The sequence below is a fragment of the Amycolatopsis sp. NPDC104775 genome (genome assembly GCF_055583325.1).
In genome coordinates, this window is the sequence record NZ_JBVJOE010000001.1 from 441,917 (window position 1) to 458,302 (window position 16,386).

The following is a 16,386-nucleotide window of genomic DNA, read 5'->3' on the forward strand; positions in this document are numbered from 1 at the left end:
CTGGCGCGGGTGGGGACGAGGAGTTCGAAGGCGCTGCTCAGCACCGCCGCGCGAGCCGGCCGCCGATTTCGACGGCGGTCGCCGCGCCGGGCCGGCCGCGGAACCGGCCGCACGGGGTGGCGCGGCCGGTCGCCGGATCGCGGACGGTGAACGTGCCGTCGGCGTACCGGGTCAGTTCGCGGAAGAGGTCGCCGTCCACGTCGAGGCAGACGCCGCCGCCGGGGTCCGGCCGGACCGTGTATTCGAGGGAACCGTTGCGATAACTGCCGAAATCGCCGTCCGGCATGGGAATCGGGCAGGATTCCGCACCCGCGGGACGGGGCGGGAGGCCGAGTTCCGGCAGTTCCGCCGCCAGGTCGTGCCAGAGGTCAGTGCCCCCGGCCCCGTTGGCGGTCAGCGCGAGCACACACGCCCCGGCCTGGTCGATCCGCAGATGGCACGAGGTCCCGTCGGCCGTTCCGTCGTGCCCGAGCCAGCGGAATTCCTCGTCGCCGAAACAAGCCAGCCCCAGCCCCCAGCCGTCGGCGAGGCCGAACGGTCGCGCGCCCGCCACCGGACGGTGCAGGTCGCTCGCGGTCACGACGTCGAGCAGCCCCGGCTTGCCGAGGTGGACCCGCCCGAGCTCGACCAGGTCCCGGGCGCTCAGCGCGAGCGCGCCGGCCGGCTCCAGCATCGGCGGCAGCACCTGCGCGAGCGGCCGCTCGCCGTCGCGCGCGTGCCCGGTCGCGACGCCCGGGCTGTCGACGAAAACGGGCTTGATCTCCAAGGGCCGCAACAGGATCGACCCGACCGCCTCCCGCCAGCCCATGCCCGTGACCTCTTCGATCAGCAGGCCGACCAGCGCGTAGCCGAGGTTGGAGTAGGAAAACGCGGTCCCCGGCGCGCAGACGAACTCCGCGGACCGCACTTCCTTCCGGCAGGACCCGGCGGAGTCGGCCGGGTCGCAGGGCAGGCCGCTGGTGTGGCTCAGCAGCCCGCGCAGGGTCAGCGACCCGGGAAGCCCGGGGTCGCCCAGGATCTCGCCGACCGGCTGGTCCAGTTCGAGATCGCCGTCGGAAACGAGCATCATCGCCAGCGTCGCGGTCGCCACCTTGGTGATCGACCCGATCGGCACCCGCGAATCCGCCCGCATCGGCCTGCCGGCGCCCTCGGCGCCGGTCTGGACCACTGCCGTCTCGCCTCCAGACCAGACGGCGACTTGCGCTCCCGGAACCCGATGCCGGACGGCCAGCCGCGAGAGCGCCGCGGCCAGCCGGTCCGCACTCTCCGCACCAGGCACCGGGCACGGTCTCGGGACGTCGAATCTTTCTTTCCGGGAGTGCATGACCATGCCTTTCGAATACTCGTAGGAGCCGCCCGGGGGAATTCCCCCGCCCGTGCGGCGCTAGCCCCAGCAGAGCGCGAGCAACCCCAGACCCGCACTGGAATCCATACCCTGCCTAGCTCGGTTGCGCTCCAGCAACCGCCAAACGATGGACTCCCGCATACCGTGGCTGCACCCAGCGTCACACATTGCCGAGAGCATTCTAAAATATGAACAAGGGACTCACACCTCGGGGCGACACGCAGATATGCGGAAGATCTTCTTTCGCATTCAGCGGACGTCCCGGCCGCGCACCGCACCGAATACCGCTGCGCCGACCAGCGTAAACCGGCATTTCTCGCGATCACGGAATCAGCGCTCACCACCAAAGAAGTGGTGCCGACAGCCGTCGCCGTTCCCCCATTCGCAGCAATCTCGCCGCCGCCTGTCCGGCTTGCCCCGCATACTGGAAAACGATCACCTTCCTCCGCGTCTAAAAGGCTTCCGGACAGCTCGCGAGACAAGTCGATCTCACAGAATCGGGATTCCTTCCGCTAAACCTCACCCGATCACCGGAAAATTCCGCCGCTTCCTTGCCGGGCGGAATTCACGACTCCCGGGACGACCACACGAATGGCGCGCGACGGCAGTAGCTCTTACCGCTCGGTAACCGGCTCTCCCGAGTCCGCGCTTACCGTTGTTCGAGTCCCGCTCCGCCGCTATCGATTCCATCGCCGCCACCTCCGCCCGCTCAGTCGCCTTCCCGAGCCGAAACGTTGCAGCCGCCGTCGACCATTAGCCGAACAGCGGAACCGGCCGCCGCGGGAGCCCGCTATCGGCACACTGCCAATTAGGATGGAATATTCCATAGCGCTTCTTCGCCCGGATGAGTAAAGGAAATCCCACGCCCAGGTGTCCGCGCATTGACCTTCACCAGTGTCCACTAAGGACCCTCTGCTCGCTCCGCCCGCATCGCCGAGACCAGCACCGGCAACGCGACAGCCAACGCGACCCCTCGCACCGCCCCGGCCACCGGATACGCCGCCCGGACACCGAACGCGTCCGCGAGCAGCCCGCCGGCCAGCGCCCCCAGCGGCATCAACCCCCAGCCCAGCATCCGGTAGACGCTGTGCACCCGCCCGCGCAGTTCCGGCGGCACCGCCCGCTGCCGCAGACTGACCGTGACGACACTCCAGAGCGTCGTGGCGAACCCGTTGATTCCCAGCAGGACACCGAGAACGATCGCATTCGGACTGACCCCGGCGAGCACGAAGATCACCACGTTGACAGCCAACGCGAGCACCAACGCCCGCAGCGCACCGATTCTCGCCACTACCCGCGCGTTGACCACCCCGCCGAGCACGCTTCCGGCCGCCGCCCCCGCGAGCAGCACGCCGTAACCGCGCTCGCTGACGTGCAGCGTCCGCGTCGCGAGCAATACGACCGAGACGTTGCCGAGCTGATAGCAGAACGTATTCACCGCCAGCAGCCCAGCCAACGTCCGCAACAGCCGATGCCGCCCGAGCCAGCGCACCCCCTCCGCCACCGCGACCCGGATCGACGGCTGCGCGACCCACGGCGCCCGGCGTCGAGGCAGGCTCGCCAGCAACGCGGCGGAAACCACGAACGAAGCCGCGTCCACCCCGAACGGCGCCGCCGCCGCGAAGGCGAACAGCAGACTGCCGAGCGGCGGGCCGATGAACAACTGGCCGGCATTGGCGATCGCGTACTGACTTCCGTTCGCCCGGTGCAGGTGTTCGTCGGGCACAAGGTCCGGCAGCACCGCGAGCGACGCGCTGGCGAACACGACCTCGCACGCACTGAGCCCGAACCCCATGACCGCCAGCCCGATGACGTCGATCCTCCCCAGCCCGATCATCACGGTGACCACCGCGACGATCACCGCCTGGATCGCCTGCGACCGCCACAGCAAACCGACCCGATCGCACCGGTCGACGAGCGCTCCCGCAGGCAAGGAGAACAACAGCCAGGGAAGGAAGGTCGCGGCCGAGACGACCGAGACCAGCACCGGGTCGCTAGTGAGGGTCACCGTCAGCAGCGGGACCGCAGCCGAGAAGACCCCGTCGCCCACGTTGTCCGCCGCCGATGCCCACCACAGCCGCCAGTACGCGGCGTGGAGTTTCGTCTTTCGGTCTTTCTTCATGCCCGGGAGCTTTGTCGGGTCGAACATATGTTCGCCATCATGTAGGCTGGGGCTACATCGACTTGCTTCATGGCGGACTGTCCGGGTATTTGGGTTGCCGCGAGACGTGGGGTGCCACAGACTGACCGGCCGATGCCAAGTCCTGCGCGAACCCAAGATCAGCTCGACGCGTCCCTGCCCGGGCGCGGCCGCCTGCGACGGCGGGAGAGACGACTGTCGTCGGTCGCTGTTGGCTGCACGCCAATCGGACGGGCCGAGGCGCGGCGGCAGTACGAGCTGACGACGACGGTGGCTGAGCAGGCAACGGCTGGGGCCATGGTGACGGCAGCTGGGCAGGAAGCAGCCAGCTACCTCGCAAACCGCACGAGGGGGCGGCACACGGAACCCGGGCGAGCCGTGCCAAGGAGGGCAGCAGCCACGCGCGCCTCGGCCCACCGCACGACAGCGCAGCACACGGCAACCAGCCCAACCACGCCAAGGCGAGCAACAGTCAGGCGCACCTCGGCGCACCGCAGGACGGCGCAGCACACAGCAGCCACGCGAACCATGCCAAGGCGGGCAACAGTCAGGCGCACCCCGGCACACCGCACGACAGCGCAGCACACGGCAACCAGCCCAACCACGCCAAAGCGGGCAACAGCCACGCGAACCTCAGCGCACCGCACGACAGCGCAGCACACAGCAGCCAGTCGAACCGCGCCGAGGCGGGCAACAGTCCTGCGCATCGCGGCAAGCCGTGCGACGAGGCACCCGCAACCCGGGCAAACCACGCCAAGGCAGGCGGCAAGCCGCACGACGACGAGGCACCCGGCAGCCAGGCGAACCATCGCGAGGCAGGCAGCCGAGCGGGCGGCAGTTGGGGTCGCGGTGACAATGCGGGAGCAGCCAATAGCCACGCGCACCGCCCCGCATCGCACGACAGCGCGGCACCCGGCAGCCAGCCGAGCCGTCCCGAGACGAGCAGCCGAGCGCGCAACAGCAGGCGTGGCAACAATTCAGCCCACCACATCCAAGCGCACAACCAAAACCGCCCGATCTCGGCGAACAGCGGCTAGCGGAATCAGACCGCGACGCACGCCACCGACCAGGCGAACCCCGACCGCCGCAACCACCCGCCCGGCAATCACGCGCCCCGCAATCACCACTCCGGCAATCACCCGCGCCAGAGCTGAGCGTACGAAAACCGAACGAACGGACCTTTCATGATCGACGTAATCATCGCAGGCGGCGGTCCCACCGGCGCGACGCTAGCCGCCGAGCTCCGGCTCCACGGCGTCCGGGTTCTCGTGCTGGAGAAGGAAACCGAGCCCGTCCCGCTCGCGCGCATCGTCAGCCTGCACATCCGCAGCCTCGAACAATTCGCGATGCGCGGCTTGCTGGAGCCTCTCCTCGAACACGGACGGCGGCGTCCAGTCGGCGGCGTCTTCGCCGGGATCGCCAAACCCGCTCCCGCAGACCTCGATTCCGCTTACCTGCTCGGCATTCCCCAGCCGGTCGTCGTCCGGCTGCTCGAAGAACGCGCGATCGAACTGGGCGCGCAAGTCCAGCACGGCCGCGCGATCACCGGCTTCGCCCAGGACGACGACGGAGTGACCGTCGAACTGTCCGACGGCGAACGGCTGCGATCGCGTTACCTCGTCGGCTGCGACGGCGCCCGCAGCACAGTGCGCAAACTGCTCGGCGTCGGTTTCCCCGGCGAACCCTCGCGAACTGAGACCCTGATGGGCGAAATGGCCGCGACGGCACCGCAGGACGAGATCGCCGCCAAGGTCGCCGAGGTCCGCGAGATCGATAAGCGCTTCCTCATCAGTCCCATAGGCGAAGGCGCGTATCGCGTCGTGGTCCCCGCCGCGGGCCTCAGCGCCGAACCGCCCGTTCTCGAAGACTTCCGGGAACGACTCCGTACGGTCGCCGGAACCGATTTCGGCGTGCACTCGCCGCGCTGGCTGTCCCGCTTCGGCGACGCCACCCGGCTGGCCGAGCGGTACCGCGTCGACCGGGTGCTGCTGGCCGGCGACGCCGCGCACATCCACCCGCCCGCGGGCGGGCAAGGGCTCAACCTGGGCGTTCAGGACGCGTTCAACCTCGGCTGGAAGCTGGCCGCACAGGTCCGCGGCTGGGCCCCGGAAACCCTGCTGGACACCTACCAGGCCGAACGCCATCCGGTCGCCGCGGACGTCCTCGACAACACCCGCGCCCAGATGGAACTGTCCTCCGCCGAAGCCGGACCGCGGGCCGTGCGCAGGCTGGTGACCGAACTGATGGACATAGACGAGGTCAACCGCCGCCTAATCGGGAAAATCACCGCGATCGACGTCCGCTACGACTTCGGCGACGGTCCCGGCCTGCTCGGCCGCCGCCTCCCCGACCTCGACCTCGCGCAGGGCCGCCTCTTCAATCACCTGCGCCAGGGACGCGGCCTGGTGCTCGACCGCACCGGACAGCTGAACGTCGCGGGCTGGGCAGACCGGATCGACCTCCGCACCGACCCCGCCGCCGCACTGGACGCCCCGGCCGTGCTGCTCCGCCCGGACGGCTACGTCGCCTGGATCGGCGACAACCAGCAGGAACTGAACCACCACCTCGCCCGGTGGTTCGGCGAGCCCGCCGCCTGAACCAGCGGCACGACTGCCCCACCCGGCGGTCCCTGCACTACGGACAGGTCCGAGACCGAAGAGAACCGGCAACCGTCGCCACTCGCCGACGATCATTCCGCGCGGACGACCCGGACCGGCGAAGATCGCAGCGGTCGCGCTCCCCAGGGAGACCTGCCGCGAGCCACGCAGACCTGGACTAGCGAATACCTCAGCCACCGCGCACCCCGACCAACACCGGCAACCAGCCGAACACCCCCGCACCTCCAAAGACCTCAACCCCCAGACATCCCGGAAAGTCCACCGCCAACCGAGCAAACCCAAGCCAGCAGCGACCCCACCCGCCCCCTCCCACAACCCCGCACACCCCCTCCATCTGCCGCATAATCGCCACGTGCCGCTCACCCTCGACCTGAGCACCAGCGACCTGGCAGGCACCAGGCTCGCCGTCTCGCCGCTGTCCGAGACCGTGTCCGGCCTGCACACCCTGGCCGGTTGCTGGGGCCGGACGCGCCACGCGCGCTGGACCCGCTGGGCCGCGGGCGAACTCGCCGCCCGGCCGCTGGACCTGTCGCGGACCTGGCCGCTGCTCGTCACGGGGCGGGCCAGCTGGCCGCAGTTCCTGCTGCCCGCACCGGCCCGCGCGGCGAGCACGATCGACGAGGCCCTCGCCGCGATGTGCCGGACCACCGCGGGTGAGGTCCGGCGCAGTCTGCGCGGCGTCTTCGGCGACGATCTGCCCGCGTCGGCCCGGGCACTCGCCGCCGACCCCGCGGCCGGGCTTCGCGCCATCGCCGCCGAGCTGCGCCAGGCCCACGACCGCCTGATCGCACCGCACTGGCCCCGGCTGCGCGCCGTCCTCGACGCCGACATCGCCTACCGGGCCAAGCAATGGGCCGACGGCGGCGCCGGCCGCTTGTTCGACGACCTGCACACCAGACTGAACTGGCACGGCGGGCGCCTCACTCTCGACGGCGACCACCGTCCCTCGCCCGGGCGGCCCGCCGGCGGGCTGGTGCTCTCCCCCGTCGTGCTCGGCCCGCCGTGGGTGATGATCAAACTGCACACCACCACCCAGACCACGATCCGCTATCCGGCCCGAGGCAGCGGTGCACTGTGGACAGCCGCCGAGCGCCGTCCCGCCGAACCCGCGGTCCGGCTCCTGGGACGGCGTCGCGCCGAACTGCTCGAGACCCTGCGCTCGCCCGCCACGACCACCGACCTCGCCGAAGTCCTCCGCGTATCGCCGAGCGCGGTTTCGCAGCATCTCCGGGTCCTGCGCGACAGCGGCCTGGTCGCCGGGCAGCGGTCCGGCCGCGAGGTCCGCTACCGCACTACTGAGCAAGGACTGCGCCTGCTGGATCCCGCGGCCGGACAGCCCGATACCTCGACCAAACCACGAATGTGACAAACCCGCCCCGGATGCCACATTTCCGGAGTACGATCTCGCCGACCGCGACCGGCCTCGCGGAGAGGGGAAGCGGCGGGGATGAGCGACTGGCAGGTGCCCGGGTTCACCGAGGTCGACGTGCTCGGCATCGGCGGCTTCGGCCGCGTCGTGCTGGCCAAGCACCAGGAATCCGGCCGGATGGCGGCGATCAAGTACCTGCTCCCGGAGTACCTCGCCGACCCGGACATCGCCGCCGGGTTCCGCCGCGAGGCGTGGCTGTTGTCGGGCGTCCGAAGCCCGCACGTCGTGCGGCTGTTCGACTTCGTCGAGACACCGCAAGGCGCCGCGCTCGTGATGGAGGCGGTGCCCGGCGTGTCCCTGCACGCCCTTCTCGCGACGGAAAACGTCCTCGCCCCGGAATCCGCACTGGCCGTGCTCAAGGGTTCGCTGCTCGGCCTCGCCGACGCGCACGCCGCCGGAGTCGTCCACCGCGACTATAAACCGGGAAACGTGCTGGTGTCCCGGGAAGGCCAGTCGAAACTGGTCGACTTCGGACTGGCCACTTTGGACGGACACAATGGACTTAACGCCGGTTCCCCGTCCTACATGGCGCCCGAGCAATGGGCCGGGCAACCGGGCCGTCCCGCCACCGACGTGTACGCCGCTACTTGTGTGTTCTACCAGTGCATCACCGGCCACCAGCCGTTCGAGGCGACCACCACCGACGAACTGCGCTCCCTGCACCAGATGGCGCCTGTGCCGCTCGACGCGGTACCCGAGCAGCTTCGCCCGCTGATCGCGCGCGGCATGGCCAAAGACCCGGCGTGGCGACCGTCCACAGCGGACGCTTTTGTGTCCGAATTGGAAACCGTCGCCCGCCAGGCCTACGGAAAGGACTGGGAGAAACGCGGCTGGAAACGCCTGGCCGCCTCAGCCGCCGCACTGACCGCGCTCACTCCGCTAGCCCTCCTCACCGCCGCCGGCACCGCCGCCGCTCCGGTCGGCGCGAGTGCGGGCGCGGTGGCGGCCGGGGTTCCCGCCACCGGCACCGGGGCCGGGGCGACCGCGGTGCTCGTGGGCAAGGTCGTCGCGGTGCTGGTGGTCGTCGGCGCGCTGGTCACCGGCGGAATCCTGGTCTTCAACCGCCAGGACGATCCACCCGCGCCCGCGGCGCTCACCGTAGCGATCCAAACCGATTCGGGGCGCGACCAAACCCTGCCGATCACCTATCGGCTCCAGTATCCGCAGGTGTCCGGCGGACCGGACGCCGTCGTGCGAAAACACCTCAACGACGCTCTCCGAGCTCCGATCGACAAGCGGCTCAAGGCTATCCGCGACGCGCGCGCCAATCCGGACTGGCAGCCGCGATTCACCGAGACCGGCGAAACACCCGCCGCACGCACCACCGCGCAGATCCTGCTGCAGACGCCGAGCCTGCTTTCCGTACGCTACGACCACGATCTCGATTCGAATGTCTTGTGGCACACGACATGGCGATTCCCGGAAATCGTGACCGTCGACCTCACCACCGGAAATACGCTCGGCCCGAAGGACACGTTCCGGCCCGAAATCCTGACCGCCGCCGGAATGAAAACCCTGACCGAACGCATCGAGCCACACACCAGAAACGGTCTCTGCCGCTTAGTCTCCGTGGACGGCGAGAGCCGGAAAGCCAGCATCGACGCCGCGGACCGGGTCCCGTCCCGCGACCACGTCCCGGGAGCCTCATTCGGCTTCGCCAAGACCGGAGTCCAGTTCGAAATCCTGTGGTACGACCTAGGCTGCGACACCGCGTCCGGAAAAGAAACAGTGACCGTCCCGTACGCCGAGCTCACCGACTTGCTGCAACCGAAACTCCTGACAATGCTAGGCGTCACAACGTCTTCCCGGCCGCCCGCGCCCCCGTCCTCGTCTTCGTCCTCGCCCGCGGTCAGCGGCACCTACACCAACCCTCGCTTCGGCTTCACCACCAGCGTCCCCCAGGGCTACACCGCAGCGCCCTACAGCCCGGACAACGGCGATGGAGTGACGTTCACCAACCCCACCCTCGACGCGACTTTGACCGTCTGGGGCACCAATTCGGGCGGCCGCTCCGCCACAGCAGCGCTCAACGACGCAGCCGCCGAAGCGGAAGCGAACGGCGGCCGGGTGACCTACCGCAAGGACGAAGGCGACCACTACTCGATTTCCGGCTACCAAAGCGACGGCAAGATCTTCTACGAGCGCGGTTTCATCGGAGCCGGGTCAACGGCCTCGCTGCGCTGGGTTTATCCGCGCGAACACAAGGCAGAACTCGACACGCCCGTAAGCACTACCGCGGAAGCTTTCCGTCCAGGCGATCTGTCCCAGCCGCACTGATCCGCAGCGCACAGCCGCGAAATCAGCCGAGGCCGAGCAGCACGTCGGCATTGCCGTGGGCGATCTTTTCCTGATCCTCGCGGGAAAGCTGCGAATCGGTCAGGAACGACACGGCGCCTTCGTTGCCGAGCATCGGGAAATCGACGGAGTGGATGATCCGGTCAGCGCCGACGGTGTCCACGCAGTACCGCAGCTGGGCTTGGCTGAACATGCCGCTGGGGGTGATGAACACGTTGTCCCGGAAGTATTCGCGGAACGTCCGGCCGAGCCCGGTCATCCGCCGCGGCATGCTCTCGTCCAGCCGGTCGAGGTAGAACGGGATGAACTCGCCCCAGTGGCCGAGGACGAACTGCAGGCCCGGGTACCGGTCGAGCACCCCGGCGAGCACGAGGTGCAGGAAATGCACAGCCGTCTCCTGATGCCACCCCCACGCGGCGAGGCGGAGCGCTGCCGACACCGCGGGCGAGAGCCCGCCGGCGTAATTGGCCTCGCTGACCGGCACCGGCGGCGGGGCCGGATGCAGGTAGATCGGCACGGACAGGTCGCTCGCGGCGCGCAGAATGGGGTCGAACCGCGGCTGGTCCAGGAATTCGCCGTCGGTGCGTCCCATGATCATCGTGCCGACGAAGCCCAGTTCGCCGACGCATCGGCGCAGCTCGTCGGCGGCGGTGCCGGGCACAGCCGTGGGCAGGGCGGCGAACGCCGCGAACCGGCCGGGAAACGCTTCGACCGCCGCGGCCGCGGCGTCGTTGGCCGCGGCGGTCAGCGCCGGGGCGACGTCCGCGGGGAGAAAAGTGTTGACCAGGGACAGGACCTGCGTGGTGATGCCGTGGCGGTCCATGTCGGCGATCCGGGCGGAACCGAGGTCCGCCAGGAGATCCGGGTGCCGCGGGTACGGCATTCCCGTGTCCGCGTCGAACGCGGCCGCATAGCCGGGCACGTGTTCGAGCATGGTCGGCATGCCCGCGGCGGTCACCGCCGGGTCGGTCCAGTGTTCTTCGAGCGTGACGATCCGCATCGCTGTCCCCGTTCGTCGGTCTGTCCCTCCACGATGACCCTGCCGAGCGATAGGCTCAAGCACTTGTTTCTGATCCATTGATCAGTGCTACTGATAGGAGCCGGGATGGAGCTGCGACACCTGCGCTATTTCGTCGCGGTGGCCGAGGAGGGCGGGTTCAGCGCGGCCGCGCGCACGCTGCATGTGGTCCAGCCCACGCTCAGCATGCAGATCCGGGACCTGGAGCACGAACTCGGCGGGCCGCTGTTCGATCGCGCCGGGCGGCGGCCCCGGCTCACCCCGGCGGGCGAAGCGTTCCTGATCGAAGCGCGGCAAGTGCTCGCCCAGGCCGAACGGGCGGCCGACACGGCTCGGTCGGCGTTGCGCGGAGAGACCGGGAATGTCCGGATCGGCGTGGCGGGCGCTGCCGTGTTCGGCGGCCTTGTGGCAGGCCTGATCCGCGATTTCCACCAGGCGCGCCCGCTGGTCCGGATCGAGCTGCGGGAGACCGGGCCGCACGCGCAGCGCGCCGCGGTCCTCTCCGGGCAACTGGACGTCGGCTTCAGCGCGCTCCCGGCTCCGGCCGGCGAGTCCCGGCTGGCCTCGTTCCCGGCCACTTCGGTGTCATTCCTGGTCGCACTGCCCGCCGGGCACCGGCTCGCCCGGCGTCGGACGCTGACCGTCGAGCAGCTCGCCGGTGAGGAACTGATCGAGTACATCACCGGCGACGGCGACCTCGCGTCGCCGGGGCCGCTGCGCCGCGAGAGGGACTCGCCGGCCCGCTTCCGCGCCGACACCACGCTGAGCGTTCTCGCTTTGGTCGCCGCGAAGGCAGGTCTAGCAGTGATCCCGGCGGGCGTGGACCGGGCCGCGGTTCCGGAGGTGGTGTACCGGCCGCTGGCCGAGCCCGGCCTCTCGACCGACTTTCATTTGCTGTACCGCAGCGCCGAGACCGCCCCGGCCGTGGCCGCCTTCGTCCGCGCCTGCCAGCGACCGCCGGTACCCGGTCAAGAAATCGAGCCGCCCGCGGACGGCAATTCCGCGCCGAGCCGCTCCGCGAGTCCCCCGGCGAGATAGTCGAGTGCCGCCCGGGCGCGATGCGGCACCGCATCCGCGGAGGGATAAACCGCGTAGATCGGAGCGTCCGGAGTGGGAATGTCGGCGAGGACCTGGACCAATTCCCCGCTCCGCAGCATCGGGGCGACATTCCACAGCGAACGCATCAGCAGCCCGTGCCCGGCAAGGCACCACTGGGTCGCGATCTCGCCGTCGTTGCTGATCATCGCGCCGGGGACCTTGACCGCGGCCTCGTCGCCGTCCGTGCCGAAGCGCCAGATCGCGTAGTCCGAGTCGTTCTCGCGGATGACAATGCATTCGTGCGCGGGCAAGTCCTGAATGGACTCCGGCGCGGGCCGCGCGGACAGATAGCTCGGCGCGGCGCAGACTACCCGGCGGTTCGGGTACAGCAACCGGGCGTGCAGAGCGGAATCCCGTTGCCGTCCCACGCGAATCGCGAAATCGAACGGCGTGCCCGCGATGTGCAGCGGCAGATGAGACAGTTCCAAGTCGATTTCGACCCCGGGGTGCTGCCGTTGAAACCGGCCCAGCAGCGGCGCGATGTGCGCCCGGCCGAGCCCGATGGTCGAATGCACCGCGACCCGCCCGCGCACGCCGTGCCGGAGACGGCTGACCTCGTCCTCCAGGTCGGTGATCTCGGGAAGCAGCCGGGCGGCGCCCGCGGCGTAGCGCTCCCCCTCGTCGGTGAGGTTCAGCCGGCGCGTGCTGCGCGTGACCAGCTGCACGCCGAGCCGCCGCTCCAGCTGCGTCAGCCGTTTGCTGACCGCCGACGGCGACACGCCCCAACGGCGCGCGGCCTGGGTCAGCGTCTCCGAGCGGGCGACCACGTCGAAGAACTGGAGATCGTCCAGTCCGGGCAGATCCATGCCGCTCCTTTCGTCTGACGCAACGGTGTCGTGTGCCTTCGAGGGTTTTTCCGAGGTTTCGTGCTTCATACGATACGCACCACCTCCTGACCGCTCTCGACTCCCAAGGACTTCGACAATGACGACCACCCACCGGATCGCGGTGATCCCCGGCGACGGGATCGGCAAGGAAGTCGTGCCCGAGGGCGTGCGCGCGCTCACCGCGGCGGCGAAAACCGGCGGCTTCGACCTCGACCTGGTCGAGTTCGACTTCGCCAGTGCCGACTATTACCTCGAACACGGCACGATGCTCCCGGACGACTGGTTCGAGCAACTGCACGATTTCGACGCCCTGTTCTTCGGCGCCGTCGGCTGGCCGGACGCGGTGCCCGACCACGTGTCGCTGTGGGGCAGCCTGCTGCAGTTCCGCCGCCGATTCGACCAGTACGTCTCGCTCCGGCCGGTCCGGCTGCTGCCCGGAGTCGCGAGCCCGCTGGCCGGGCGCGTCCCCGGCGACGTCGATTTCCTGGTCGTGCGGGAGAACACCGAGGGCGAATACTCCAGCATCGGCGGGAAAATCTTCGAGGGCACCGACCGCGAGACGGTGGTGCAGGAAACGGTCATGACGCGCACCGGCGTCGACCGGATCCTCAAGTACGCGTTCGAACTGGCTCAAGCGCGGCCCCGGCGCCGGCTGACGTCGGCCACGAAAAGCAACGGGATCTCGATTTCCATGCCCTACTGGGACGAACGCGTCGAGCGCATGGCCGCGGGCTACCCGGACGTGACGACGGACAAGTACCACATCGACATCCTCGCCGCGCATTTCGTGCTGCACCCCGACTGGTTCGACGTCGTCGTGGCCAGCAACCTCTTCGGCGACATCCTGTCCGACCTCGGCCCGGCCTGCACCGGCACGATCGGCGTGGCGCCCAGCGCCAACATCAACCCGGAACGCACCTTCCCGAGCCTTTTCGAACCGGTCCACGGCTCCGCTCCGGACATCGCGGGCAAGGGCATCGCCAACCCGGTCGGGCAGATCTGGTGCGCCTCGATGATGCTCGACCACCTCGGCGAACCCGCCGCTGGAGCCGCAGTGCTGCGCGCGATCGAGGACGTGCTCGGCCGCTCCGACGCCCCGCTCACCCCGGATCTGGGCGGGAACGCCACTACCACCGACCTCGGCACCGCCATCGCCGACGCCATCCGCTGACCCCCTTCCGGCTGGAGAGAACTCAATGACGAGCACATCCACCGCAGCCACCGGCGATTCCGCCACCGAACACAGAACCTGGAACCCTTTCAAAGCCAAAGTCGGCGGCGTACCGCTGCCCGTGCCGGTCGTCCTCACCGCTCTCGTGGTCGCCGCCGGTGCCGTGCACCGCGTCCCGGAAGACATGATCGGCGGGCTCGCGGTGCTCACCGGTTTCGGAATGCTGCTCGGCCCGCTCGGCAACCGGCTGCCGGTCATCTCGAAAATCGGCGGCGGCGCGTTGCTGTGCTTGCTGATCCCGTCGGTTCTCGTCTACTTCGGAGTGTTCGACGACAATATCCTGAACGCCGCCGCGGCCTTGATGAAGAAGGCAAACTTCCTCTACTTCGTCATCTCCGCGCTGGTTGTCGGCAGCATCCTGGGCATGCGCCGGACGACCATGCTCAAGGCGCTCGTCAAGATTTTCCCGCCGCTCGTGCTCGGCACTCTCGTCGCGGTAGGCGCCGGGATCGGGGTGGCGACGCTGTTCGGCTATTCCGTGCACCGAGCGTTCTTTTTCATTGTCGTCCCGATCATCGGCGGCGGCATCGGCGAAGGCGTTGTGCCGCTGTCGGCGGGCTACGCGCACGCGCTCGGCGGCGAGCCCGCATCCTTTGTCTCGCAACTGATTCCGGCCGCCGTGCTCGGCAATATCGTCGCCATCGTGACCGCTGGTTTGCTTCGCCGCCTCGGCACCCGGCGCCCACACCTCGACGGCGGCGGCGATCTGGTCAAGCACAACGCTCCGGTGTTCAATGACCCGCCCGCCGCCGTGGCGAATTACGGTGCCGGAATTCTGGTCATCTGCACCGTGTTCGTCACCGCCACCCTCTGCGAACCCGCCCTGCATTTGCCCGCCCCGGTGCTCACCATCGTTTTTTCGGTGCTCGCCAAGCTTTCCGGCGCGGTGCCCGCCAGCGTCGAGCACAGCGCCCGGGCGTGCTACGACCTGGTCGCCGGGCATTTCATCTATCCGGTCATGGTCGGGCTCGGCATGCTTTACGTCCCGCTGGCAAGCGTTTTCAGCGTATTCTCCGCCGGTTTCGTGCTCACCTGCGCCGCTGTGGTCCTCGCGATGGCCGCTTCCGGTTTCCTCGTCGGCAAACTGCTGAGGATGTACCCGGTCGACGCCGCGCTGGTCACCGTGTGCCACAGTGGACTCGGCGGTACCGGGGACGTCGCCATCCTGTCCGCCTCCGATCGGATGGTCCTCATGCCGTTCGCGCAGATCTCCACCCGCATCGGCGGCGTCGTGACCGTGATCAGCGCGGCGTCGCTCATCCAAGCTTTCCACTGAGGACGGTCATGAAAGTCTTGCTGGCCCCGGACAAATTCAAAGGCTGCCTCAGCGCCGCCGAAGTCGCCGCCCACCTTGCCGACGGACTGGCCGACCGCGGAATCGAGAGCCGCGCTCTCGCGCTGGCCGACGGCGGCGACGGAAGCGTCGCCGCCGCCCTCTCCAGCGGCTTCCGCCCCGTGCCGGTAACAGTCACCGGCACCACCCGGTCCGTCCTCGCCCTCGACGGCACGACCGCCATTGTCGAAGTCGCCAACACCTGCGGCCTGCAAACCCGGTCCGGCGTGCTCGCTCCGCTTTCCGCCTCAAGCCGCGGCTTCGGCGAGGCACTCCGGCACGCCCTGCGGCTCGGCCCCCGCCGCATCGTTCTCGCGCTGGGCGGCTCCGCCAGCACTGACGGCGGCACCGGCATGCTCGCCGCCCTCGGCGCCGCGTTCACCGACCATCGCGGCCGCCCGATGGAAACCCTGAACGGGCAAACCCTTCCCGACATCGCGGCGGTCGACCTACCGAGCCTGGACGTCGAGATTGTCATCGCCACCGATGTCCGGGGTCCGTTGCTCGGCCCGGCTGGCGCAGCGGCGGTGTACGGCCCGCAGAAGGGCGCGGCCCCGGTTGACGTCGAATACCTGGACGCTGGCCTGAACCACTTCGTCCAACTCTTGGACGCACCCGCTTTGGCCGCCACGCCCGGAGCCGGAGCAGCTGGCGGCATCGGTTTCGCCGCACTCCTGCTGGGCGGCCGGATCGTGTCGGGTGCCGATTTTTTCCTTGACCTGCTGGACTTCCCGGCGGCTTTGCGCGGCTGCGATCTGGTCGTCACCGGAGAAGGCCGGATCGACCGCCAGACCGCGGAAGGAAAACTCGCCGCCGCGGTCGCCCGGCGCGGCAACGGCGTCCCGGTGATCGCGGTCGTCGGGCGCTCCGAGCTGGAACGGGAGGACGCGGCAGCGCTGGGCCTGTCCGCGGTGCATGCCCTGACCGACCACAGTTCCGCCGATCCCGCCGCGGATCCGCGGTTGTCCGGTGCGTTGCTTCGACGGATCGCACAGACCGTCGACCTGCCCCGGAAATCCGTTAGCTCACCGCCGCCAGGCATGGTTTGATCA

The 16,386-nt window shown here is 69.3% G+C and carries 11 protein-coding genes; 7 read left to right on the forward strand and 4 right to left on the reverse strand.

The window, feature by feature from the left end; translation table 11 throughout:
* Positions 1-37 precede the first annotated feature (37 nt).
* On the reverse strand, positions 38-1,279 hold the full coding sequence (locus ACZ63D_RS01685) for a serine hydrolase domain-containing protein (RefSeq protein ID WP_465352358.1): 1,242 nt from the start codon (positions 1,277-1,279) through the stop codon (positions 38-40).
* Between the two features lie 967 nt (positions 1,280-2,246).
* Complete coding sequence (locus tag ACZ63D_RS01690) at positions 2,247-3,467, reverse strand: MFS transporter (protein ID WP_465352359.1); 1,221 nt, start codon at positions 3,465-3,467, stop codon at positions 2,247-2,249.
* A gap of 1,202 nt (positions 3,468-4,669) precedes the next feature.
* Here ACZ63D_RS01690 and ACZ63D_RS01695 point away from each other — a divergent pair.
* The 3 genes from ACZ63D_RS01695 to ACZ63D_RS01705 all read left to right on the forward strand — a co-directional run bounded on the left by ACZ63D_RS01695 (position 4,670) and on the right by ACZ63D_RS01705 (position 9,809).
* A complete protein-coding gene (locus tag ACZ63D_RS01695) occupies positions 4,670-6,082 on the forward strand; it encodes an FAD-dependent monooxygenase (RefSeq protein ID WP_465352360.1) in 1,413 nt (470 codons plus the stop codon).
* Positions 6,083-6,455: 373 nt separating this feature from the next.
* Positions 6,456-7,469 carry an ArsR/SmtB family transcription factor gene (locus ACZ63D_RS01700; protein WP_465352361.1) on the forward strand — a complete coding sequence of 338 codons (1,014 nt, stop codon included), beginning with the start codon at positions 6,456-6,458 and terminating at the stop codon, positions 7,467-7,469.
* 81 nt (positions 7,470-7,550) lie between these two features.
* Complete coding sequence (locus ACZ63D_RS01705; protein WP_465352362.1) at positions 7,551-9,809, forward strand: serine/threonine-protein kinase; 2,259 nt, start codon at positions 7,551-7,553, stop codon at positions 9,807-9,809.
* Positions 9,810-9,831: 22 nt separating this feature from the next.
* Here the strand turns inward: ACZ63D_RS01705 and ACZ63D_RS01710 are convergent, their stop codons facing one another.
* Entirely contained in the window at positions 9,832-10,827 is a 996-nt protein-coding gene (locus ACZ63D_RS01710) for an amidohydrolase family protein (RefSeq protein WP_465352363.1), read from the reverse strand.
* A gap of 105 nt (positions 10,828-10,932) precedes the next feature.
* Here ACZ63D_RS01710 and ACZ63D_RS01715 point away from each other — a divergent pair, with 105 nt between their 5' ends.
* Positions 10,933-11,883 (forward strand): LysR family transcriptional regulator, encoded by a 951-nt coding sequence (locus tag ACZ63D_RS01715; protein ID WP_465352364.1) that lies wholly within the window; start codon positions 10,933-10,935, stop codon positions 11,881-11,883.
* Here ACZ63D_RS01715 and ACZ63D_RS01720 read toward each other — a convergent pair.
* The gene (locus ACZ63D_RS01720) at positions 11,814-12,749 is read right to left on the reverse strand and encodes a LysR family transcriptional regulator (RefSeq protein WP_465352365.1); all 936 of its coding nucleotides are present in this window, start codon (positions 12,747-12,749) and stop codon (positions 11,814-11,816) included. The two genes, ACZ63D_RS01715 and ACZ63D_RS01720, sit on opposite strands and share 70 nt — an antisense overlap.
* Before the next feature lie 118 nt (positions 12,750-12,867).
* On the opposite strand from ACZ63D_RS01720, the gene ACZ63D_RS01725 reads away from it, so the two are divergent.
* From ACZ63D_RS01725 to ACZ63D_RS01735, 3 genes are read left to right on the forward strand one after another with little or no spacing between them, the layout of a single operon-like run.
* Entirely contained in the window at positions 12,868-13,941 is a 1,074-nt protein-coding gene (locus tag ACZ63D_RS01725; RefSeq protein ID WP_465352366.1) for a tartrate dehydrogenase, read from the forward strand.
* Positions 13,942-13,966: 25 nt separating this feature from the next.
* Complete coding sequence (locus ACZ63D_RS01730) at positions 13,967-15,277, forward strand: 2-hydroxycarboxylate transporter family protein (protein ID WP_465352367.1); 1,311 nt, start codon at positions 13,967-13,969, stop codon at positions 15,275-15,277.
* An 8-nt stretch (positions 15,278-15,285) separates the two neighbouring features.
* Positions 15,286-16,383 (forward strand): glycerate kinase, encoded by a 1,098-nt coding sequence (locus ACZ63D_RS01735; RefSeq protein WP_465352368.1) that lies wholly within the window; start codon positions 15,286-15,288, stop codon positions 16,381-16,383.
* The last annotated feature ends 3 nt before the right edge of the window (positions 16,384-16,386 follow it).

Coding starts and splice junctions, on each gene's coding strand:
- ACZ63D_RS01690 (WP_465352359.1), bottom strand. CDS start 3,467: ATGAAGAAAGACCGAAAGACGAAACTCCACGCCGCGTACTGGCGGCTG.
- ACZ63D_RS01695 (WP_465352360.1), top strand. CDS start 4,670: ATGATCGACGTAATCATCGCAGGCGGCGGTCCCACCGGCGCGACGCTA.
- ACZ63D_RS01705 (WP_465352362.1), top strand. CDS start 7,551: ATGAGCGACTGGCAGGTGCCCGGGTTCACCGAGGTCGACGTGCTCGGC.
- ACZ63D_RS01710 (WP_465352363.1), bottom strand. CDS start 10,827: ATGCGGATCGTCACGCTCGAAGAACACTGGACCGACCCGGCGGTGACC.
- ACZ63D_RS01715 (WP_465352364.1), top strand. CDS start 10,933: ATGGAGCTGCGACACCTGCGCTATTTCGTCGCGGTGGCCGAGGAGGGC.
- ACZ63D_RS01720 (WP_465352365.1), bottom strand. CDS start 12,749: ATGGATCTGCCCGGACTGGACGATCTCCAGTTCTTCGACGTGGTCGCC.
- ACZ63D_RS01725 (WP_465352366.1), top strand. CDS start 12,868: ATGACGACCACCCACCGGATCGCGGTGATCCCCGGCGACGGGATCGGC.
- ACZ63D_RS01730 (WP_465352367.1), top strand. CDS start 13,967: ATGACGAGCACATCCACCGCAGCCACCGGCGATTCCGCCACCGAACAC.
- ACZ63D_RS01735 (WP_465352368.1), top strand. CDS start 15,286: ATGAAAGTCTTGCTGGCCCCGGACAAATTCAAAGGCTGCCTCAGCGCC.